Raw genomic sequence first — 21,851 nt, 5'->3', positions numbered from 1 at the left:
TGCATACAATATACATATAAGGAAAGTAGTTCATGAAAATTGATTGGAAAGGTGTTTATCCGGCGGTCAGTACGCAATTTCGTCAAGATCAGTCAATTGACTTAGACGCAACGCAAACCGTTATAGACAACCAGATTAAAGATGGTGTGAATGGCATTATCTGCTTGGGTACTGTCGGTGAGAACTGCGCGTTGTACCCGGAGGAGAAACGCCAGGTTTTGCAAGCGGCAAAAGAAGTCGTAAATGGCCGTGTGCCTTTGATTGCTGGTACAGCAGAGTCTATTACCACAGCAGCTGTTGATTACATGCAGGATGCGTACAAAATTGGTATCGATGGTTGTATGGTGATGCCTGCCATGGTTTACCGCACGTCTGAGAGCGAAACGTTCGAATATTACCGCACGCTAGCAGAAGCAACGCCAGAAATGCCAATCATGATTTACAACAACCCGGTTGCTTATGGTGTCGATGTAAACCTCGATATCATGGCGAAACTGGCTGAGTTTGAAAGTATTGTAGCTATCAAAGAGTCGACCACTGATACTCGTCGTATCACCGAGCTTTACAATAAATTTGATGACCGCTTTACCGTGTTCAGTGGTGTTGATGACATCGCTCTTGAATCATTGATGCTAGGTGCGACCGGCTGGATTTCTGGTTTAACCAACGCATTCCCAGAAGAGTCCGTTGCGATTTATAAACTGGCAAGCCAAGGTCGTTATGCTGAAGCGTTAGAGATCTACCGTTGGTTCTTACCCCTACTGCGTTTAGACACCATTCCTACGCTGGTTCAGTGCATAAAATTGGCCGAGCAAGTCTGCGGACGTGGCTCTGAACAAGTTCGTGCGCCACGCCAACTCTTACAAGGTGAAGAGCGTCAACAAGTCATTCAAATGGTTGAACATGCGTTAGAAACCCGCTTAGACCTATCCAAATACAATCTGTAATTGTGCTGTTTAGTAGAGCGTTAACTGACGCTCTACTCATTCGTAATATTCAAAAAATGAGAAGAGGGAAGTCATGAGCACGGAAAACAAGGACTATGTCAGCTTTCAACACGTTAAGAAAACCTACGATGGCACGAATTTGGTGGTGAAAGACTTCAACTTAGATATTACTCCTGGAGAGTTCGTTACTATGTTGGGGCCGTCAGGATCGGGCAAGACCACTTGCTTGATGATGCTAGCAGGCTTTGAAACTGCGACCGGTGGAGACATTTATATCGATGGCGTTCCTGTCAATCATCTCGCGCCGCACAAGCGCGATATTGGTATGGTGTTTCAAAACTATGCGTTGTTTCCACATATGACCATTGCTGAGAATCTTGCGTTTCCTTTAAAGGTGCGAAAACTCGACAGTGACACGATTCAAAGCAAAGTTCAGAGTGTATTAGAAATGGTCGAGCTTGAGCATGTTGCGACTCGATACCCGAAGCAGTTATCAGGTGGTCAACAACAGCGTGTTGCGTTAGCGCGAGCATTAGTGTTTGAGCCTAAACTCGTGTTGATGGATGAACCACTAGGCGCGTTAGATAAGCAGCTGCGTGAGCAAATGCAGATGGAAATTAAACATTTGCATGAAAAGCTTGGCATTACCATTTTGTATGTGACGCACGATCAAGACGAAGCTCTCACTATGTCCGACCGTATTGCGGTTTTTAATCACGGCGAAGTGCAACAACTCGCGACACCAACCGAGCTTTATGAATCTCCGAGTAATACGTTTGTTGCGCAGTTTATCGGAGAAAACAACCAACTCTCAGGTTTAGTCAAAGAGTGGAACGGAAAGTATTGCCAAGTGCTCGTTGGGAAAGAGTTATTTACTGCGAAACCTGTCAGAGTCTCTGAGCAAGGGCAGAGAACAACACTTTCCATTCGACCAGAAAAGATTGTTATTCAACCAGAGAAAGCGTCTTGTGAGAACCAAGTCTCGGGCGTCCTACGAGAATTGATTTATCACGGTGATCATTATCGTCTGGTCGTCGAAGTAGAGAGCGTTGGTCACTTCATCGTTAAAGTACCTAACGATAATCGTAAACACTTGCAGTTAACGCCTGGCTCAATTTGTCGTATTGGTTGGCAAAGTGACGATTGCCATGCTCTTGATGGGACACAAACTCAAAGTAGCGAGGTAGCAGCATGAGTCGAGAGCTAACCGCATTAGGTTCTGTATTGGAAATCGAACGCCAAGTTCATGAGCAAGAAACCAATCTGAAAGCGCAGCTGCAAAAGGCAGAGCGCCGAAAAAAGCTTCGCTCCATTATGCTCACAACGCCATTGGTGTGTTTTATTCTGCTTACGTTTGCTTTTCCTATCCTCGACATGCTTTTTCGAAGCGTGGATAACCGAGAAATATCCCAGTCACTCCCACAAACTATTCAAGCTTTAGAAAGTTGGGATTATCAAGGTCAGCCTCATCAAGAAGTCATTGAGGCATTCTCTGTTGAGGTACTTGCGCTTTATCAAAGCAAAGAGCTACCGAAAATAGCCAACCGGATGAATATTGAAGAGTCTGGTATGCGCAGTTTACTCATGAAAACCGGCAGAAAGTTGTCTCGGTTGACGTCGCTGCCGATCTCGGTGACACAGCTAGCTAAGCTGGATAAGCGTTGGGCTAATCCTAAATATTGGGCGGCGTTTAAGAATCTTAGTGGCGCATTAACATTCAGTCATTATCTTGCAGCGCTAGACTTGCAAGTGAATGAGTTTGGAGACATTGAGCCCCAACCAGAAAAACGCCAAATATACGTCGACCTTTTCTTTAAAACTTTTTGGATGTCTATCTCAATCACCTTAATTTGTTTGGTGATGGCGTACCCCGTTGCTTACCTGCTTGCCAATTTACCTGATAAGCGCGCGAACTTACTTTTAATTATTGTGCTGCTGCCATTTTGGACATCATTATTAGTCAGAACCACGTCTTGGATTGTTCTGCTGCAAAACCAAGGGGTCATTAATGATCTCCTTATTTGGTCGGGTTTTACTTCTGAGCGAATTCAGATGATTCACAATACCTTCGGAACGGTGGTGTCTATGGTTCACATTCTGTTGCCGTTTATGATCCTGCCTCTGTATAGTGTAATGAAAGGAATTAGCCCAACTTATTTCCGTGCCGCTCGTTCTCTAGGCGCGACGCCTTTCATTGCGTTCATGAAAATTTATATGCCGCTTACGTTACCTGGGATAGGTGCGGGGGCCTTGCTCACTTTCATTCTTTCTATTGGTTTCTACATTACGCCCGCTTTGGTTGGTGGAAGAAGCGGACAGATGATCTCCAATATGATTGCCTATCATATGCAGACATCACTGAACTGGGGGATGGCTGGCGCATTGGGTGGACTGCTTTTGTTCGTTGTACTGGTTCTGTTTTATATGTTCAACCGTGTGGTTGGCATTAACAACCTTAAGGTAGGGGGATAACCATGGCATTACCAAACTATGCATCAAAAGTAGAGCGAGTTGCTTACGCAGGTTACTTAGCTTTTTGTGGGGTGGTGCTGTTCTTTTTAATCGCTCCAATTCTGACCATCATCCCGTTATCGTTTAATGCAACGCCTTACTTTACTTTTACCGAGGGGATGTTAAACCTTGACTCTGCAGCGTATTCTACTCGCTGGTATCAAGAAATGTTTACTAGTGATCAGTGGCTGTTGGCGCTGAAAAATAGCACGTTCATTGCTTTTATGGCGACACTCGTTGCAACAGGGCTGGGAACTCTGGCGGCGTTGGGTTTAGCAAGTAGTAACTTGCCTTTTCGCAATACGATTATGGCGCTGTTGATCTCGCCCATGATCGTACCAGTCATTATCTCTGCTGCTGCGATGTACTTTTTCTACACACGCCTTGGCTTATCACAAACTTATTTAGGCGTCATTTTGGCACACGCTGCGTTAGGTACGCCTTTTGTCGTCATTACCGTTACTGCGACGTTAAGCGGCTTTGACCATAGCTTGGTAAAAGCGGCGGCTAGCTTAGGAGCAAACCCTGTTTATACTTTCAGACACATTACCTTTCCTCTGATTCGTCCGGGGATGATTTCTGGCGGCTTGTTTGCTTTTGGCACTTCGTTCGACGAGGTTGTGGTGGCGTTATTCCTGACTGGGGCAGAACAAAAAACCGTTCCTAGGCAGATGTGGTCAGGAATTCGAGAGCAAATCAGTCCGACTATATTGGCGGTCGCTACGTTGCTGATTTTTATGTCGGTGTGTTTGCTCGTGACTTTAGAAGTTCTACGTAGGCGTAATGTACGCATTCGAGGCATTCAAGAATAACCAAACTTTTTCTTTGTTGCTCGCTACGCACTTTTGTTTAGGTGCTCCTCAATTTTTGACCAAATGCGCCTCATTGTAGGCGCTTGTCTTTTGTGTTTATCATCAGCGATGACTGACATGTCACTCCTGTAGATTAATGCCAGCCTGCTCGAAACGTGCCAAAGGCGACTTGTTTGATCGCTGATACCAACTAGCTGGCATGTTTGGTTTAAGTCGGGCTTTCTCTTCCTTGCTAATCACAACATAGTGCAAAAACGCATTAAGTGTGGTTACCATCACGTTAAACGTCATTTCCCCATCTTTGCTGATGGATTTCAATAACCCAACGACGGTTTCCTCAGAGACTAACGGTTCAACCACCGCCTTTTTTCGCTCTTTTATTGATGTTGAAGCGGGCAGTCTTGCACGTGCCGTCTCCCAACAAACTTTGTTGGTTTTACTGACAAGGTTGTGCTTGTAGCAGTAGTAACTGAATAAAAAGCGTGGCAGGTTTTGCCAGCGTTCGGCTTGGACTTCTAACCAAAGATGTTGTAGCTCAATATCAGCGTCGGTCATAGGAGTTGTTTAGCAAAAAGAAAAGAAACCATTTTATCGCTTTTGTGAGGAGCAATAAAAGATATTTGAATGGAAAGATAAACAACTAGTTGATCAATATTACTAAAGCAAATCGATTTCTGGCAAGCTCGTGCAACGGCAACTCGAGTACCAAAAACTGACACCGTCACGTTCAGTTGTTAACAAAATGTTTCATCTTGTCTTGCGAGTAGATTATATGGAGATGCTCTTGCAGTAATAAGGGCAGTGGCGATGCAAAAGACGTAATGCATTTAAGGAAAACTCAATATAGAAGAAATTAGATGGAACTGAAGACTTTGAGTGTCGCGATTGCGACAACATTAACCAGCACTGGCGTATTTGCGTTAAGCGAGCCAGTTTCTCAAGTTACAGAGCAACATGCACATTCGGCTCATACACACGGTGTTGAATCCAATCGAGTTGAATACCAACCAACCGCAACTCTCCCTATTCAGCCCTCCAAGGCAACTCGAGTACAGTCACTTGAAAGCCTTGATGAGTCGAGCACTGCTTGTGATTTGGAAGCATTGGTTACCGAAAGCAGTAACCAATTGATCAGCGAAATTTTAAGTCAGGGCGCGACGTGCGTGAACCAGTTATTCTCTGCTGAAAGTCGGATTCAGGAGTCGGTATTTAGCTCCGATCATATGTACAACATTGCGAAGCGCACTACGACATTGGCGAAGGGGTATACAGGTGGCGGGAGCGATGAACTCGAAACGTTTTTCTTATACTTGCGCGCGGGTTATTACGCCGAGTTTTACAATGACAACATCTCATTTATTGAATGGGTTACCCCAGCGGTGAAAGAATCCGTGGATGCGTTTGTTAATAACGCAAACTTCTATGAGAACAGCGACCGTCACGGCAAAGTGCTTAGTGAAGTCATCATCACTATGGATAGTGCGGGCTTGCAGCACGCGTACTTACCGCAAGTGACCCAGTGGCTTACACGTTGGAATGATCAATACGCCCAGCACTGGTATATGCGCAATGCAGTTAACGGTGTTTTCACTATTTTGTTTGGTGGGCAGTGGAACGAGCAATTTGTGCAAATAATTGGCAACCAAACGGACCTTGCCAAAGCTTTAGGCGATTTTGCTCTGAGGGCATCATCAATCGGTGCTGAAGATGAGTTCATGGCCGCGAATGCGGGGCGAGAGCTCGGGCGTTTAACCAAGTATACGGGTAACGCGAGTTCTGTTGTGAAGAGTCAGCTGAGTCGAATCTTTGAACAGTATGAAATGTATGGTCGGGGTGACGCGGTTTGGCTTGCGGCGGCGGACACTGCCTCATATTACGCAGATTGTAGTGAGTTCGGAATTTGTAATTTCGAAACTGAGCTAAAAGGCTTAGTGCTATCGCAAACTTATACTTGTAGTCCAACAATTCGAATATTGTCCCAGAATATGACGCAAGAGCAACACGCGGCCGCATGTTCTAAAATGGGTTACGAAGAGGGTTACTTTCATCAGTCATTAGAAACTGGTGAACAGCCAGTAAAAGATGACCACAATACTCAGCTCCAAGTCAATATCTTCGATTCAAGCACCGATTATGGTAAGTACGCAGGGCCAATTTTCGATATTAGTACTGACAATGGCGGTATGTACTTGGAAGGCGATCCTTCCCAGCCGGGGAATATTCCCAACTTTATTGCTTATGAAGCCTCTTATGCGAACGCGGATCACTTTGTCTGGAACTTAGAGCACGAATACGTGCATTACTTAGATGGTCGATTTGATCTCTATGGAGGGTTTAGTCATCCAACTGAAAAAATAGTGTGGTGGAGTGAAGGCATTGCAGAGTATGTCGCTCAAGAAAATGACAACCAAGCAGCACTTGAGACGATTTTAGACGGCTCGACATATACCTTAAGTGAGATTTTCGAGACTACTTATGATGGGTTTGATGTCGATCGAATTTATCGTTGGGGGTACTTAGCTGTACGTTTTATGTTTGAAAATCATAAAGATGACGTAAACCAAATGCTGGTGGAAACACGCCAAGGGAATTGGAGCAATTACAAAGCAACGATCACCCAATGGGCGAATTTATATCAAAGTGAGTTTGAGCAGTGGCAGCAAGCCCTTGTCTCAAATGGTGCACCTAATGCAGTCATAACCGCAAACAACAAGGGGAAAGTCGGTGAAAGCATTACATTTAGCAGTGAAAACAGTACAGACCCAAACGGGAAGATCGTCAGCGTCTTATGGGACTTCGGTGATGGCTCGACAAGTACACAAACCAAGCCGACGCACCAATATGGGAGTGAAGGGGAGTATTCGGTCAGTCTAAGTGTGACAGACAGTGAAGGCTTGACGGCAACCGCCACTCATAGTGTTGTTATCTCAACGTTGGGCGGTAATGACACATTGCCACAAGACTGCGCGGTGCAAAGTAAAGTAAGCGGTGGGCGCCTAACAGCAGGAGAGCCTGTTTGCTTGGCAAATCAACAAACCATTTGGCTGAGCGTGCCAGCGGTGAATGAGAGCTCAAATCTGGCGATAACGACGGGGAACGGTATGGGCAACCTAAAGCTTGAATACAGTAACTCTGGTTGGCCGGATGGTGCTAATCTTCACGGGTGGTCAGATAATATTGGTAATGGAGAGTGTATTACGTTGTCAAATCAGAGTAACTACTGGGGCTACGTTAAAGTCTCTGGTGACTTTGAGAATGCCGCCATCGTCGTTGATTTTGATGCTCAGAAGTGTCGTCAGTAGGGCATTTTAACTGCATCATTTTAATTTAATTGATCGCCTCGCTAACATTGCGGGGCGTTTTTGTTTTTCACGCCGTTATCTCTATAAAAAAACCAGCCCGAAGGCTGGCAAACAAGGAGTTTGAGATGAAAATGAAAACGTTATAAAGCTTGCTGATATCCTATTTCTCAATAAGTTGGGTTGTGCGTTGAAGCCAGTTTTTATCTTGCGTATCAAGAAAAGGGCTAAGTGCTTGATAGACTCGTGAATGGTAATGATTGAGCCAGTCTAGCTCTGCTTGATCTAGCATTGATAAATCAAGGGCGTTGGTCGCAATTGGAGCAAGAGTGATGGTCTCAAAACCGTAAAACGTGCCGAACTCATTTTGTTCTACTTCTACAACTTTAAGAATGTTCTCTATTCTTACCCCGTACTCACCTTCGCGATAAACGCCTGGCTCATTAGTAATGACCATACCCGGTTTTAGTTCAACCTCGTGGTGGCTTTGCGAGAAATTTTGTGGGCCTTCGTGAACATTCAAGCAAATGCCCACGCCGTGTCCAGTGCCGCACTTGTAATCAATACCATGTTGCCATAAGACGCCACGCGCCATGATATCAAGATTGGCACCCGTAGAGCCTTTCATGAATCGAGTCTGAGTCAGTCGGATGACCGCTTTGAGCACCAAGGTATAATCTTTGCGCTGCTTAATGGTCGGTGACCCGAAGTGGAAAGTACGGGTGATGTCTGTTGTCCCGCCAAGGTATTGGCCACCAGAATCGACGAGAAAGAAGTTGCTTTCATTGACTGCCGCATTGCTTTCTTCATCGGCGGCATAATGCATTTTTGCCCCGTGAGCTGCGAAGCCTGCGATAGTGCGGAAACTGTCACTCACATAATGTCGGGTTTGACGGCGATAGTGATTCAGTTGTGCCTCAGCAGACAATTCTGTAACGAGTCCGCTTGGAACTTGCTCTTCGAGCCAGTTCATAAACCTTACGATTGCCACACCATCATCTGTTAATGCCTGTTCTAGGCTAGTTAGCTCGGTCGCATTTTTTATGGCCTTCATTGCCGTTACAGGGCAAGCCATTGGCTTTAGATTCACATTCCCTTCAATCGAACTCACCAATAAGCTGTCTGTGTGGGTCGGGTTAAAAGCGAGCGATAATCCCTCACATTGCTGATTCAAATACTGACTTACGTAGTTGTAATGGCGAATGTGTACACTCTGATCGGTCAGCGCTCTTTCAACGTCTTGAGGCAGTTTGGCTTTATCAATAAACAGTGTCGCAAGTGATTGCTCTACGACTAGATAGGCTTCAGAAACTGGGCAGTAATTCGTATCACCACCTCGAATATTCATTGTCCACATGACATCATCTAGCGTTGACACTAATAAGCTATCTACTTGGTTCTCGGTTAACCAAGAACGGATTCTCGCTAACTTATTTTCAGTGTCAACGCCAGCAAAAGCGGTGGGGTGCTCGAATACGGGTGCACTTGGGCGAGGTGGTCTTTCAAGCCAAATCGGTGTGAGTAAATCCAGGTCGAGAATGATCTTAATGTTTTTCGCTTCAAAGGTTTGTTTGAGGCCTTGATAAAAAGCGTAACTGATGGCGCGCCCGTCAACCGCGATAATACTGTTTTCTGGTAGCGTGGTAGCCAGCCATTTGGCAACTGTCGGCGTTTCTGGTTGTTTGGCTTTAAACAGTTCAAGTCCTGTGCCGTGTAACTGTTCTTCAGCTTGAATATAGTAACGACCATCAGTCCACAGGCCACCACCTTGTTGGGTAATGACGACATCGCCTGCTGAGCCGGTAAAACCTGAAATCCAGCTTCGCGCTAACCAATGATCCGCTGAGTATTCACTGTTATGTGGGTCATTGTTGGTCACGATATATGCAGACACGTTGTGAAAGGACATTGCCTCACGCAATAACGTAAGGCGTTGGTTTACTGAGTTAGTATTGTTCATTAAATGGTTCCTAAAGTCATATTTGAGCAATAGATATGATGCTGCTCCGAGCCTGTTTTTATTGGGTTCTGTTGCCCGCATACTTCTGTTGCTTCTGGGCATCGAGTACGAAAAACGCAACCGCTCGGTGGGTTAAGTGGAGAAGGAAGATCGCCGGGCAATAGTTGTATTTCACGGTCACGTGCTAATTGCGGATTAGCTATCGGGACAGCAGATAACAGTGCTTTGGTGTAGGGGTGTTGAGCATCATCAAATACTTGATCGTAACGTCCTACTTCCATAGGTTTACCAAGATACATCACCATAACGCGGTCGCTGATATGGCGCACCACGCTTAAGTCATGCGCAATCATCACCAGTGTTAACCCCATTTCTTGTTTAAGATCATCTAGAAGATTGATGACCTGAGCTTGTATGGAGACATCTAGTGCACTAACGGGTTCATCACACACGACCAAATCTGGATTGAGAATTAATGCTCTGGCAATGCCCACACGTTGGCATTGACCTCCGGAAAATTCATGTGGATAGCGGTTTCGCTGGCTCGCCAAGAGACCCACTTTATCCATCATAGCGATGACACGCTTTTCTACCTCTGCCCGTTTAAGTTGTGGCTCGTGGGTGAGCAGTGGTTCGGCGATGCATTCTGAGATGGTTAATCTCGGATTCAAACAAGCGGATGGGTCTTGAAACACCATCTGAAATTCTCTACGTCGAGAGGAAAGCTCTTTCTTACTAAACCCGCGCATGTCTTGATCTTTCCAAGTCAACTCGCCATGTGTAGGTTCAATTAAGCGAAGTAAGGCGCGTGCAAGCGTTGATTTTCCGCAGCCTGATTCCCCCACAATGCCAAGTGTTTCACCTCGATAAACATCTAAGTCGATACCATTGACCGCTTTCACGATTTTACGTTGACTTGGAATAAGGTGACGCGAAACAGGAAAGTGGACGTTTAAATCACGAGCAGACATGAGGACTTCTCTTTTATTCATAATGCCTCCTTAAGCTTTTATTTGAATAGGAGTGATAACACTGGGTGCGTTAACGTGACAGGCAATGGACTGGCTCGTGTTTAATGGAGAAAACCGTGGGGTTTCGTATTGGCAACGCGTCTCTCGATGCTCGCACCGCTCTCTAAACGGACACCCTTGATGGTTAATCAACGCACTTGGTGGGTTACCTGGGATGGTTGGTAAACGCGGCATATCTTCAGTGATGGAAGGAATCGCCTTTAGCAGGCCTTGAGTATAGGGGTGCGCAGGTTGAGCGAACAATGTCTCGGTATCTGATTGCTCCATTTTTTGACCACCATACATGACCAATACGCGATCACACATCTCGGCGACGACGCCCATATCGTGAGTGATCAGTAAAATTGCGGTGTTGAACTCTTGTTGTAAGTCTCGTAATAGCGTCAAAATTTGAGCTTGAACGGTTACATCTAACGCGGTGGTTGGTTCGTCTGCAATTAACAACTCGGGCTTACACAACAAGGCCATCGCTATCATGATTCGCTGACGCATTCCGCCAGATAATTCGTGAGGGTATTGATTCATCCTAGTTTCGGGAGAGGGAATACGCACCGCATCCAACATGTGAATCGATTCAATTTTTGCTTGTTTTCGGGTCATTCCTTTATGAATCATGAGAACTTCACAAAGCTGTTTGCCAATTTTCATAAATGGGTTGAGTGACGTCATCGGATCTTGAAAGATCATTCCGATTTTCTCTGCACGGATGCGGTTGAGCTGCTTTTTAGACATCGCGAGTAAATCATCACCGTGGAACATTGCGCTTCCAGACACGGCGCCGTTATCCGCGGTTAACCCCATTAATGCGAAAACAGACTGGCTTTTTCCCGAACCTGATTCCCCAACAATCCCAAGAGTTTCGCCCGCTTTAATCGAGTAGGAGAGATTACTGACCGCTTGCACTTGCCCATCTGGCGTATCGAAGCGCACGTTCATGTTTTCAATAGATAGCATGGGTTTGTCCTTATCGGTCTTTCGGGTCAAGAGCATCACGCAAGCCATCGCCGATGAAGTTAAAACAAAAGAGGGTGGCAACTAAAAACAGAGAGGGAAAAAGCAGCATCCACAATGCAACGTCAATCGTTTTTGCGCCTTCGGAAATTAGGATTCCCCAGCTCGTGTCTGGTGGTTGAACACCAAGCCCTAAGAAGCTCAAAAACGATTCGAACATAATGAATCCTGGTACCATTAAGGAGGAATAAACCATCACGATCCCAAGCACATTAGGCAGAACATGGCGTCGGACAATTGTCAATTTAGAAACCCCAATAGAGTGTGCGGCTTCGATGAACTCTCGCTTTTTTAGACCGAAGGTGACACCACGTACAACACGGGCAATGCCCAGCCAAGATACCATTCCGATCACGATAAAAATCAGGTAGATGTTGTTGCCAAAAAGGGTAACAAACAGGATAACCATAAACATAAATGGCACCGAATCGAGCACCTCAATAATGCGCATCATTACGCTATCGACAACGCCGCCAAGATAGCCGGAAATACTTCCCCAAATCGTACCAATAACAACGGCGACTAAGGCGCCAACAAAACCTACCAAAATAGAGAGCCTGCCACCTTGCATCGTGCGAGCGAAGACATCTTGCCCGAGATCATCGGTACCAAAGTAATGGCCACTGCTCAGTGAAGGTTTCCCTAGCTCGTATGGATCGATGAGCACTTCCCAGTCAATTTCATCATGGCCAAAAGCGGCAAGAGAGGGGCCGAAGGTGATGCATAAGGTAATGAACGCCAAAACATACACTGATGTCATCGCGGCTCTGTTTTTACGAAATCGAGTCCATGCATCCTGCCAAAGACTGCGACCTTCGACGGCTTCAATATTGTCGACGACTTGATCTTGAAGAGCTTGTGTATCCAGTTTTTTGATCGTTAACATGCCGGACTCCTAAACGCGTATACGAGGGTCGATAATCGTATATAGCAAGTCGACCACAAAGTTAAAGAAGATAGTGAGTGAAGCGACAATCAGAGTAATGCCCATTACTAGGCCGTAGTCGCGGTTGAGAGCCCCAGACACAAAGTGTTGTCCCATGCCACCTGTACCAAAGAAAATGTCGATAATTACCGAGCCTGTCACGACAGACACAAACGCAGGGCCGAGCATCGCAACGACGGGAATCAGGGATGGTCGCAAAGCGTGATGGAATAAAATGTAGTTTGTGGACAAACCTTTGGCCTTTGCCGTTCGAATGTATGGTTGGTTGAGTGTTTCAATCATTGCGCCACGCATGACGCGTGCAATACTCGCAATGGAGCCAATCGCCAGGCTGAGCACGGGAAGAACAAGGAAAGCCAGTTTTCCCCCTTCCCAACCACCAGCAGGGAACCAGTCGAGCTGAATAGCGAAGATCATGACTAAAACTGGAGCAAGCACGAAAGCCGGAACTACAACTCCAGTCATCGAAAGTGTCATCAGGCCGTAATCTAGGCGGCTATTTCGGTTCAATGCCGCAATGGTGCCAAGCGACATGCCAAGTGGAACGGAAATACAAAAGGAGAGTACGCCTAATACTGCTGAAACTGGCCATGATTGTGCGACGAGCTGTGTAACACTGAAGTCTTGATAAACGAAGCTCGGACCTAGATCTCCTTGTATGAAATTACCAATGTAAATCCAAAACTGAGTAAGGAAGGGCTGGTCCAAATGGAATTTTGCTTCGATATTCGCACGTACCACCTCTGGCATAGGCCGTTCCATATCAAATGGCCCCCCTGGTGCAATGTGCATCAGCCAAAATGATACGAGTGCGATGAATAGAAGCGTGGGGATAGCGATAGCTAATCGCTTAACAATGTACCAAATCATGATCCATCATCCTTTGGTCATCCGAAATCACTTCGAACGGTTATGAATAAAAATGGTCTGAGCTCAGGTTGCCTTCTCCACCGAGAGATATGAGGAACGGCAAGTAAACATTGAACTTGCCGACTCAGACCGAAAACATGCTTTTAGTGGGCTTTTACATAGACATTCTTGCGGTAGTACGACGACTCAGGGTTTGTCAGTTCGTAGCCGCCCACATAAGGCTTGATGAGGTATTGATCGTTACCCGGACGATAAATAGGAATAATGGCCATGTCTTCAATCAGCATGCTTTCTGCTTGTAAATACAGTTCTGATGGGTTGCTCATGGTCTTTGAGCGAGCCATTAACTCGTCGTATTGCGGGTTGTTATAACGAGAATCGTTGTACTCGCCACTAGAAACGAAGATATCCAACCATGTAGAGGCTTCATTGTAGTCGGCCGTCCAGCCGCCGCGAGTAATGTCGGTCGGCTCTTTAAGTGCGTAGAACACTTTCGGTTCTAGCTGTTTTATCGTGACTTGCGCACCCAATCGGCTTTTCCACATGCCTGCCATGGTGGTTGCCATTTTTACGTCCATCGAGAAAGTTGGTACGGTAAACGTTAACTTAAGCGGATTGCTTTTATCGTATCCAGCTTCTGACAGTAATTGCTGCGCTTTTTCGATACGTTTATGGCGGTTCCAAGTTGCGAACTCAGGAGTGTGAGATTTAAAACCATCTGTTTGAGGTGGCACAAGGGTATACATTGGAACCCCACCGTTTCTCAAAATAGCACTTGTTAACAGTTGACGGTCAATGGCATATGAGAGGGCTTTACGAACCCGCACGTCTTTTGTTGGCCCTTGTTGAGTGTTGAGGTAATAGAATGTGGAGCCAAGAGACGCACTGGTGCTTGCCACTTCTTGTGGGCGTTGTTGAATTAACTTTTTCTTCTGAGCGGCAGGAATGGAAACCGCTTGGTCTATCTCACCAGCTAGGTAGCGGTTTAGCACTACGTTTGCATCACCAATTGGTAGCCAGGTGACTTTTTCCAGCACTACATTGCTTGCGTCCCAATAATGTGGATTTTTAACCATCACCAGTTTTTCGTTAACTTTCCATTCAGAGACAGTAAACGCACCATTTGTAACTATATGTTCTGGCTGGGTCCAACGGTTGCCATGTTTTTCAATGGTCGCTTTATGAACGGGGGCAAGCACTGGATGACTTAATAGTTTCGTAAAGAAGGGAATAGGCTCTTCTAGTGTTACCTGGAACGTTTTTTCATCCAGTGCCTTCACGCCCAAAGACTCGGGTGCGGCGTCGCCCTTCATAATCGCTTGCGAGTTTTCGATATTTGGAATGGCCGCAAACCAAGCGTAGGGTGAAGCAGTGCTTGGATTCAGTAAGCGTTGCCAGCTGTAGACAAAATCTTGTGCAGTGACCGTTTCGCCATTTGACCATTTTGCATCACGTAAGTGGAAGGTATAAACCGTATTGTTGTCATTGACTGACCAAGACTCAGCAACACCAGGAATGGTTTTACCTTGCTTATCTTGAATGACCAGACCTTCAAACAGGTCTCGACCGAGATTAAAAGCGGGCTCTGCGGCTTGCTTGGCTGGGTCAATAGAAGTAACTTCAGCTCCATTGTTTAGCGTAATTTCTTGTATCTCATCGAGGGTCACACCTGCGGGATACGGTGCGGCATAGCTTGATGTTGCCAGTATTGGACTCATCATCGACGCTAATAAAAGCAACTTAGGTAATTTCATCCTTGTCTCACTCTTTTCATCCTGAAAGATGCTAGAAATGTATATTGTATAAATTGTCCACACAATCGAGTTTTAACATTACTGTAACAGGATGTCGGGTATTGAGCTGTCTGGTCTCAAAAAGTGAGCTAGGGGAATTTCTTTGAAGATCTGATATCAAGTTGGCATGACGGGAAGTAATTTTGCTTCGATACAAATTAAAATCCCCTTCAAGCACAGGCTAGAAGGGGAAGATAGTCAGTCTGCTCTTCAAAAGGCACGACATTAACTGACTAGGAAGTGCTTTACGAACTCAGTGATTTTGACCATATCACTTACCGCGATAAACTCTTCTGTCGTGTGTACTTTTGCCATGCCAGTTGAAAGGTTGACCGTTGTGAGACCTTTCTTGTTAAAGTTGTTGGCATCGCTACCGCCGCCAGTGCCTTTTGTGAAGGCGTCAATTTCCAACTCTGAAAACGCTGCTTTTATAGCGTTTACGTGTGGGTGGTTTTCTTCAATAACAAAAGCGTCATAGGCTCGGCTAGATTCAATTTCGACTTCTGCACCGTGTTTTTTACAGACAGACTCTAATGTTGAGATCATATGATTGACCTGAGCATCTAGTTTATCGCCATTCAGGGAGCGTGCTTCTGCCACGATTTTTAATTCAGGCATAACAATGTTTGTGGCCTGACCGCCGTTAACCATACCGATGTTGGCTGTCGTTTCTTCGTCGATGCGAAGCAGCTTCATTTGGTTGATGGCATCTGCCGCCACCATGATCGCACTGATGCCTTCTTCTGGCGCAAGCCCTGCGTGTGCTGGTCGACCTTTGATTTTTGCCATGATTTTTTGCTGGCCTGGGGCTGCGGTCACAATGGTGCCAATAGGGCCACCTGTGTCTAACACGATTGCTTCCGTTGAATTGACATGTGACATATCGAAGTATTGTGAACCGAATAAGCCGCCTTCTTCATACACGGTGAAAGCAAGTTCTAACGTTTTGTGCTCACGGTTTTCCGCTTGAATACAACGAACGGCTTCCATGATAGCAGCAATACCAGATTTATCATCGCCACCGAGAATCGTATTGCCTTTTGAACGGATAATGCCGTCTTCGATGATTGGCTCAATGCCAATACCTGGAGTGACCGTATCCATATGACAGCTCATTAGAATAGAGCCGTCTTTTTTGCCGTCTAAACGGGCGTACACGTTAAAACCGTTAGAAATGTGCTCAGGCACTGGAAGTTTGCGTACGGTAAAGCCTAGCTCGCCTAGCTGTTCTGCCAGTGTTTCTGCAATTTGTTTTTCGTTTTTTGATTCGCTGTCGATACGTACTAGTTGGCAAAAGTGTTTAACTAGGCGTTCTTGATTAATGTGTGTCATTAGATGTCTCTTTTTCTGATCGAGCGTGAAGCCTTGTGGCTCGGCTCGATAGGGAACAGAGCACCACTTATGGCACAGTTACTTTTGAATAAAACTGAGGTGAATCAATAAAGGGGTATCCATGACACGATTCTGACCGATGAGTCTTTCGAACTGTATGAAGCGTCACGAAACATTACTTTTGATGTTTTGCAGGATCAAATGAATAAATCGGATAGAGATAGGGTGCAATAGACTTTCCATCCCCTTTTACTTTTTGAGCTACGTTGCCAAGATAAAATGCCAAGGTAACAACTTGTTTACATTTTGTGTGTTGGCGTAAAGCCGAAAATATCAATCTAATATATTGAAAATAAGCAGTTTGTTTGATGTTTACGAAAGTGGGTTCGACGCGCCTCCTGTGTGTAACATATATTTTACAATTATGCGTAAAAATCGCCAAGATAAAGATTTCTCCCCACGTATTCCAATTTCTCAAGACCTGCGCCAAGTTAGAAAAATAAGTCCAAACAAAAGCTACTGAGACAAGGAGAAAGTCATGGTTGATGCATATAACCCACTAGGAACAGACGGATTTGAGTTTGTTGAATATACCGCTGCTGACAACAAAGGCATTCAACAGCTTAAAGATCTGTTTATATCGTTAGGTTTTGCGGAGATTGCAAAGCATCGCTCAAAAGAAGCGTGGTTATATCGACAAGGTGACATTAGCTTTATTGTGAATGCGCAGCCGCATAGCCAAGCTGAGGGATTCGCCAAAGTTCACGGTCCGTCGGTTTGTGGCATGGCATTTCGTGTGAAAGACGCCACCGTTGCTCTGGCGCATGCGTTAGAGAATGGCGGTAAAGAATATAAAACGGAAATTGGGCCGATGGAGCTTAGCATTCCTGCTATTTATGGCATCGGTGAAAGCTTGCTTTATTTTGTCGACCGTTATGGAAAGCAGAGTATTTATGATGTCGATTTTCGTTTTTATGATGATGCTGATGAACGTTTATCAAAAGCGAATGTTGGTCTTTACGAAATCGACCACTTAACGCACAACGTTAAGCAAGGCAACATGGATGTCTGGTCTGGTTTCTATGAGCGCATTGGTAACTTCCGCGAAATTCGTTATTTCGATATCGAAGGTAAGCTGACTGGTCTTGTCAGCCGTGCGATGACCGCACCTTGCGGCAAAATCCGAATTCCTATCAATGAGTCGTCAGATGATAAATCACAGATTGAAGAGTTTATCCGTGAATACAATGGCGAAGGTATTCAACACATCGCATTGACCACTGACGACATCTACGAAACGGTCAAAACCTTGCGTGAGCGAGGCATGGACTTTATGCCAACGCCAGATACTTATTACGAGAAAGTCGATCAGCGTGTTGAAGGCCACGGCGAAGATGTAAGCAAGCTTCGTGATTTGCAGATTCTTATTGATGGTGCGCCAACGAAAGATGGCATCTTGCTACAAATCTTTACTCAAACCGTTATCGGCCCTGTGTTCTTCGAAATCATCCAACGTAAAGGCAATGAAGGCTTTGGCGAGGGTAACTTCAAAGCGTTGTTTGAATCGATAGAAGAAGACCAAATTCGCCGAGGAGTATTGAGCGATGCATAAATGGATCACATTCCCTCATCGGGAGGGAGTGTGCTCTAAACAAGCACATGCTGACTTCCCGGAAGAGGCAATTTATGAACGTGAGGCAGGTCGAAGTGGCTTCTTCGGCCCCGCAACACATTTTCATCATCAACATGCCCCAACGGGGTGGTCTGAGTGGGAGGGCGAGCTACGTCCACGAGCGTTTGATTTTAATCTAGTCGAAAAAGCCAGCCATATTACCCCTTGGGCAGTCCCGCATCTATTACACAACGCGAATTGTAAAGTTCGTGTTTGGCGTATGGATGAAAAAATGGACTTCTTGGTGAGAAATGCAGATGGCGACGAACTGCTATTCATCCACCAAGGTACGGCAGATCTCTACTGTGATTATGGTCATTTGAAAGTGAGCGAAGGGGATTATGTCATGATCCCGCGCTCAACGAGCTGGCATTTAGAACCAAGCGAGCCGATGTTCATTCTGATGATTGAAAACACCGATGCGGCTTATACATTGCCCGAAAAAGGCATGGTTGGAAACCACGCGGTGTTTGATCCGGCGGTTTTAGAAACGCCGTCGATCAACGATCAGTTCCGTGCTCAATATTCTGAGAATCAAACACAGGTTCAGGTGAAACGCCACGATAAAGTCAGTGTTATCACTTACCCATTCAACCCGCTGGATGCGATTGGGTGGCATGGTGATTTGGCGGTAGTAAAAGTGAACTGGCGTGATATTCGTCCACTTATGTCACATCGTTACCATTTACCGCCTTCTGCACATACTACATTTGTAGGAGCAGGATTTGTGGTGTGCACCTTCGTTCCTCGTCCAATTGAAAGTGATCCTGGAGCGCTCAAAGTACCGTTCTACCACAACAATGACGATTATGACGAAGTCTTGTTCTACCATGCAGGTGACTTCTTTAGTCGTGACAACATTGAAGCGGGTATGGTGACATTCCATCCAGCAGGTTTTACACATGGCCCTCACCCGAAAGCTTTCAAGGCAGGGCGAGAGCATAAGAAGACTTTTGCCGACGAAGTCGCGGTCATGATTGATACGCGTCACGCACTTCAGTTTTCGGATGAGCTGGAAAAAGTAGAAAACAAAGAATACGTCTATAGCTGGCAAGAGAAGTAAGAGGCAAGGATGAAATTAGCAACCAAGAAAAATGGCACTCGTGACGGTCTGTTGATGGTCGTGAGCAAAGACTTAACGCGCTGCGTACCAGCGACAGAAATTTTCCACCCCATGAACTTAGCACCGACGATGCAGGTGGCACTTGATAACTGGGATACGCTAGCACCGCAACTGGAAGAGCTATACGTTGCACTGAACAATGGCACGGTTGCAGGGTATGAAGAGTTTGAAGCGCACTACTGCGAGTCGCCGCTTCCTCGCGCTTATCAGTGGGCTGATGGCAGTGCTTACGTAAACCACGTTGAGTTGGTTCGAAAAGCTCGCGGCGCTGAAATGCCAGAGAGTTTTTGGACGGATCCGTTGATGTACCAAGGAGGCTCTGATGCCTTTATTGGTCCTTGTGACAACATCGAGTTTGCGAGTGATGAATGGGGTATTGATTTCGAAGGTGAAGTGGCTGTGGTAACTGGTGACGTACCAATGGGCGCGAGTGTTGCAGAGGCTCAGGAGTCGATTCGTTTGATCATGCTGGTGAATGATGTCTCACTGCGTGGGCTAATTCCCGCAGAATTAGCTAAAGGGTTTGGTTTTTTCCAATCTAAACCTTCTTCTGCGTTTTCTCCTGTGGCAGTAACACCTGACGAACTCGGCGAAGCGTGGTACGAAAACAAAGTGCATTTACCACTGGTCTCGACATACAACCACAAGCCGTTTGGTCGCCCAAATGCGGGTATCGATATGACGTTTGATTTTGCAGACTTAATTGTTCATGCGACTAAAACGCGCCCGCTATCTGCTGGGGCAATTATAGGTTCTGGCACGGTATCTAATAAGCAAGGCACCGAACATGGCACTTCGATTGAGGAGGGTGGTGTTGGTTATTCATGTATCGCGGAAGTTCGCATGATTGAAACCATTCGTGATGGTAAGCCGTCGACTAACTTCATGTCGTTTGGAGATTCAATTAGATTGGAAATGTTCGATGCGGATGGCAACAACATATTCGGTTCGATTGACCAACAAGTTAGCCAATATCTCAAGCACTAACAGTGCTGGTTGGGAGACGATATGAGCGATAGCATGATTTTGTACGGATACTGGCGATCATCGGCGGCGTATCGTGTGCGTATTTGCTTGAATCTTAAAGAGTTATCGTATGATTCAAAATCGGTACACTTGGTGCGCAATGGTGGCGAACAACACAGTGACGAGTACCATGAGTTAAACGCTTCTGAACTGGTTCCTTTGCTGGTGGATGGGGAGGTTCAGTTAACCCAGTCACTGGCGATCATTCAATACTTAGAAGAACACTACCCGGATGTCACTGTGATCCCCGAGCAAACGCCGCTTCGATACCAAGCGCTAGCTTTGGCTCAGGATATTGCAATGGAGATTCATCCCCTGAATAACTTAAGAGTTCTACAGTATTTAGAGGGGGAGTTAGCTTGCGAGCCAGAGCGCAAAGTCGCTTGGATTCATCACTGGATCCACAAAGGTTTTACAGCATTAGAAGAGAAACTTCAGAAGCATCGTAAACTAAATGGTGATTGCAAGTTTAGCCTGACAAGCTCGCCATCTATTGTCGATATTTGTCTGGTACCACAATTTTATAACGCACAACGCTTTGGTGTAGATACCTCTCTTTATCCAACCATTAACGCTGTTGTGCAGTCATGCAATCAACTGCCAGCTTTTATTGATGCGATGCCAGAGAATCAGCCAGACGCTAATAGTTGATTCTTAGCATACATAATGTATTAACAAAATTTAAACGAGCCAATCCAAGTGTGTGATTGGCTCGTTTTTATTGGTGAGCAAAATTTTCTGTTTCTCGCTATCGTCGTGGCGCCTCAAAATTGCGAGGTTTTGTTGCTCTGCATAACATTTCCATTTACGCTTTGAGCAACGAGTTGTTTTGGATGCACTTTATTTATGACCAACATTTTTATCATTGTTGTTCTTCTGGTTTTATTCTTCTTTGTTATTCAAAAGTACGTGATTAAGCACGATGACACGCGTGATTATCCTTATCGCTCGAAAGGCCCTCTGCTCAGAGGTCAAGAGGGTGCGTTCTATAATGCGTTAAGAGCGGCGGTCGGGGAGCATGCCGTAGTATTCGCGAAAGTAAACATGTCCAGTTTGGTTACGCCAAAAGAAATCAAAAATAAGAAGCAGTTTTTTGTCGCGAACAATCGTATATCTCGAAGCTATTTTGATTACGTTATTTGTGACCCAAGGACACTAGAGCCGCGCGTTATCGTTGAATTGGATAATGGGCAGGAGCTAAACAAGGGTAAGATAGAAAGACAAAAGTTATTGATTCATGTTTGTAAGACGGCCAACCTGCCTTTAATTGGCGCCTCGATAAAGCACAGTTATCAAGTTGGGCGATTACGTCGTTTGCTTGCGGCACACATTGATTTGATTGCGCCCGATAAAGAAGTGCGCTTTTGCAAAAAATGCGGCAGTCCGATGATCATTAAAACCGCAAGCCAAGGTGAGTTCAAAGGGAGACGTTTCTTTACTTGTAGCCGTCAGCCGAATTGTACATACACCGAAAATTATAACGTTGTGTTTGAGGCGGACGACTAAACACGACAATTA

Annotated in this window: 18 protein-coding genes; 10 read left to right on the top strand and 8 right to left on the bottom strand. The window is 45.6% G+C overall.

Annotation, left to right across the window (positions count from 1 at the left end):
- Positions 1 to 32 precede the first annotated feature (32 nt).
- The 4 genes from R7P67_RS11505 to R7P67_RS11490 all read left to right on the top strand — a co-directional run bounded on the left by R7P67_RS11505 (position 33) and on the right by R7P67_RS11490 (position 4,270).
- Positions 33 to 947: a dihydrodipicolinate synthase family protein gene (locus R7P67_RS11505; protein ID WP_005377851.1), complete on the top strand. Its 915-nt coding sequence runs from the start codon at positions 33 to 35 to the stop codon at positions 945 to 947.
- Between the two features lie 73 nt (positions 948 to 1,020).
- Positions 1,021 to 2,142, top strand: a complete 1,122-nt coding sequence (locus R7P67_RS11500) for an ABC transporter ATP-binding protein (RefSeq protein ID WP_005377849.1) — start codon at positions 1,021 to 1,023, stop codon at positions 2,140 to 2,142.
- On the top strand, positions 2,139 to 3,419 hold the full coding sequence (locus tag R7P67_RS11495; protein WP_318085967.1) for an ABC transporter permease: 1,281 nt from the start codon (positions 2,139 to 2,141) through the stop codon (positions 3,417 to 3,419). The genes R7P67_RS11500 and R7P67_RS11495 overlap by 4 nt, the downstream gene beginning before the upstream one ends.
- 2 nt (positions 3,420 to 3,421) lie before the next feature.
- Positions 3,422 to 4,270, top strand: coding sequence for an ABC transporter permease (locus R7P67_RS11490; RefSeq protein WP_006741629.1), 849 nt, complete (start codon positions 3,422 to 3,424; stop codon positions 4,268 to 4,270).
- A gap of 120 nt (positions 4,271 to 4,390) precedes the next feature.
- Here the strand turns inward: R7P67_RS11490 and R7P67_RS11485 are convergent, their stop codons facing one another.
- Positions 4,391 to 4,825 carry a hypothetical protein gene (locus R7P67_RS11485; protein WP_042521922.1) on the bottom strand — a complete coding sequence of 145 codons (435 nt, stop codon included), beginning with the start codon at positions 4,823 to 4,825 and terminating at the stop codon, positions 4,391 to 4,393.
- Positions 4,826 to 5,127: 302 nt separating this feature from the next.
- On the opposite strand from R7P67_RS11485, the gene R7P67_RS11480 reads away from it, so the two are divergent.
- Complete coding sequence (locus tag R7P67_RS11480) at positions 5,128 to 7,572, top strand: collagenase (RefSeq protein WP_017820899.1); 2,445 nt, start codon at positions 5,128 to 5,130, stop codon at positions 7,570 to 7,572.
- Positions 7,573 to 7,732: 160 nt separating this feature from the next.
- Here R7P67_RS11480 and R7P67_RS11475 read toward each other — a convergent pair whose 3' ends face one another.
- The 7 genes from R7P67_RS11475 to R7P67_RS11445 all read right to left on the bottom strand — a co-directional run bounded on the left by R7P67_RS11475 (position 7,733) and on the right by R7P67_RS11445 (position 16,512).
- Positions 7,733 to 9,529, bottom strand: a complete 1,797-nt coding sequence (locus R7P67_RS11475; RefSeq protein WP_017633962.1) for an aminopeptidase P family protein — start codon at positions 9,527 to 9,529, stop codon at positions 7,733 to 7,735.
- Positions 9,529 to 10,521 (bottom strand): ABC transporter ATP-binding protein, encoded by a 993-nt coding sequence (locus tag R7P67_RS11470; RefSeq protein WP_262652486.1) that lies wholly within the window; start codon positions 10,519 to 10,521, stop codon positions 9,529 to 9,531. The genes R7P67_RS11475 and R7P67_RS11470 overlap by 1 nt, the downstream gene beginning before the upstream one ends.
- Before the next feature lie 9 nt (positions 10,522 to 10,530).
- A complete protein-coding gene (locus R7P67_RS11465) occupies positions 10,531 to 11,514 on the bottom strand; it encodes an ABC transporter ATP-binding protein (protein WP_171344735.1) in 984 nt (327 codons plus the stop codon).
- A 10-nt stretch (positions 11,515 to 11,524) separates the two neighbouring features.
- Complete coding sequence (locus tag R7P67_RS11460; RefSeq protein WP_005377839.1) at positions 11,525 to 12,457, bottom strand: ABC transporter permease subunit; 933 nt, start codon at positions 12,455 to 12,457, stop codon at positions 11,525 to 11,527.
- Positions 12,458 to 12,466: 9 nt separating this feature from the next.
- Entirely contained in the window at positions 12,467 to 13,387 is a 921-nt protein-coding gene (gene oppB / locus R7P67_RS11455; protein WP_262644977.1) for an oligopeptide ABC transporter permease OppB, read from the bottom strand.
- Positions 13,388 to 13,530: 143 nt separating this feature from the next.
- On the bottom strand, positions 13,531 to 15,141 hold the full coding sequence (locus tag R7P67_RS11450) for a peptide ABC transporter substrate-binding protein (RefSeq protein ID WP_213915741.1): 1,611 nt from the start codon (positions 15,139 to 15,141) through the stop codon (positions 13,531 to 13,533).
- A 264-nt stretch (positions 15,142 to 15,405) separates the two neighbouring features.
- Positions 15,406 to 16,512: a M20/M25/M40 family metallo-hydrolase gene (locus R7P67_RS11445; RefSeq protein ID WP_262652485.1), complete on the bottom strand. Its 1,107-nt coding sequence runs from the start codon at positions 16,510 to 16,512 to the stop codon at positions 15,406 to 15,408.
- Between the two features lie 538 nt (positions 16,513 to 17,050).
- On the opposite strand from R7P67_RS11445, the gene hppD reads away from it, so the two are divergent.
- The 5 genes from hppD to R7P67_RS11420 all read left to right on the top strand — a co-directional run bounded on the left by hppD (position 17,051) and on the right by R7P67_RS11420 (position 21,839).
- Entirely contained in the window at positions 17,051 to 18,124 is a 1,074-nt protein-coding gene (gene hppD / locus R7P67_RS11440; RefSeq protein WP_005377835.1) for a 4-hydroxyphenylpyruvate dioxygenase, read from the top strand.
- Complete coding sequence (locus R7P67_RS11435; protein WP_262652484.1) at positions 18,117 to 19,247, top strand: homogentisate 1,2-dioxygenase; 1,131 nt, start codon at positions 18,117 to 18,119, stop codon at positions 19,245 to 19,247. Before hppD ends, R7P67_RS11435 begins: the two co-directional genes overlap by 8 nt.
- A gap of 9 nt (positions 19,248 to 19,256) precedes the next feature.
- A complete protein-coding gene (locus tag R7P67_RS11430; protein ID WP_005388946.1) occupies positions 19,257 to 20,294 on the top strand; it encodes a fumarylacetoacetate hydrolase family protein in 1,038 nt (345 codons plus the stop codon).
- A gap of 21 nt (positions 20,295 to 20,315) precedes the next feature.
- The gene (gene maiA / locus R7P67_RS11425) at positions 20,316 to 20,984 is read left to right on the top strand and encodes a maleylacetoacetate isomerase (RefSeq protein WP_005377832.1); all 669 of its coding nucleotides are present in this window, start codon (positions 20,316 to 20,318) and stop codon (positions 20,982 to 20,984) included.
- Positions 20,985 to 21,179: 195 nt separating this feature from the next.
- Complete coding sequence (locus tag R7P67_RS11420; RefSeq protein WP_262652483.1) at positions 21,180 to 21,839, top strand: DUF2726 domain-containing protein; 660 nt, start codon at positions 21,180 to 21,182, stop codon at positions 21,837 to 21,839.
- Positions 21,840 to 21,851 lie beyond the last annotated feature (12 nt).

This window comes from Vibrio sp. Vb0937, assembly GCF_033338855.1.
This window is presented reverse-complemented; position numbering and strand designations above follow the sequence as displayed.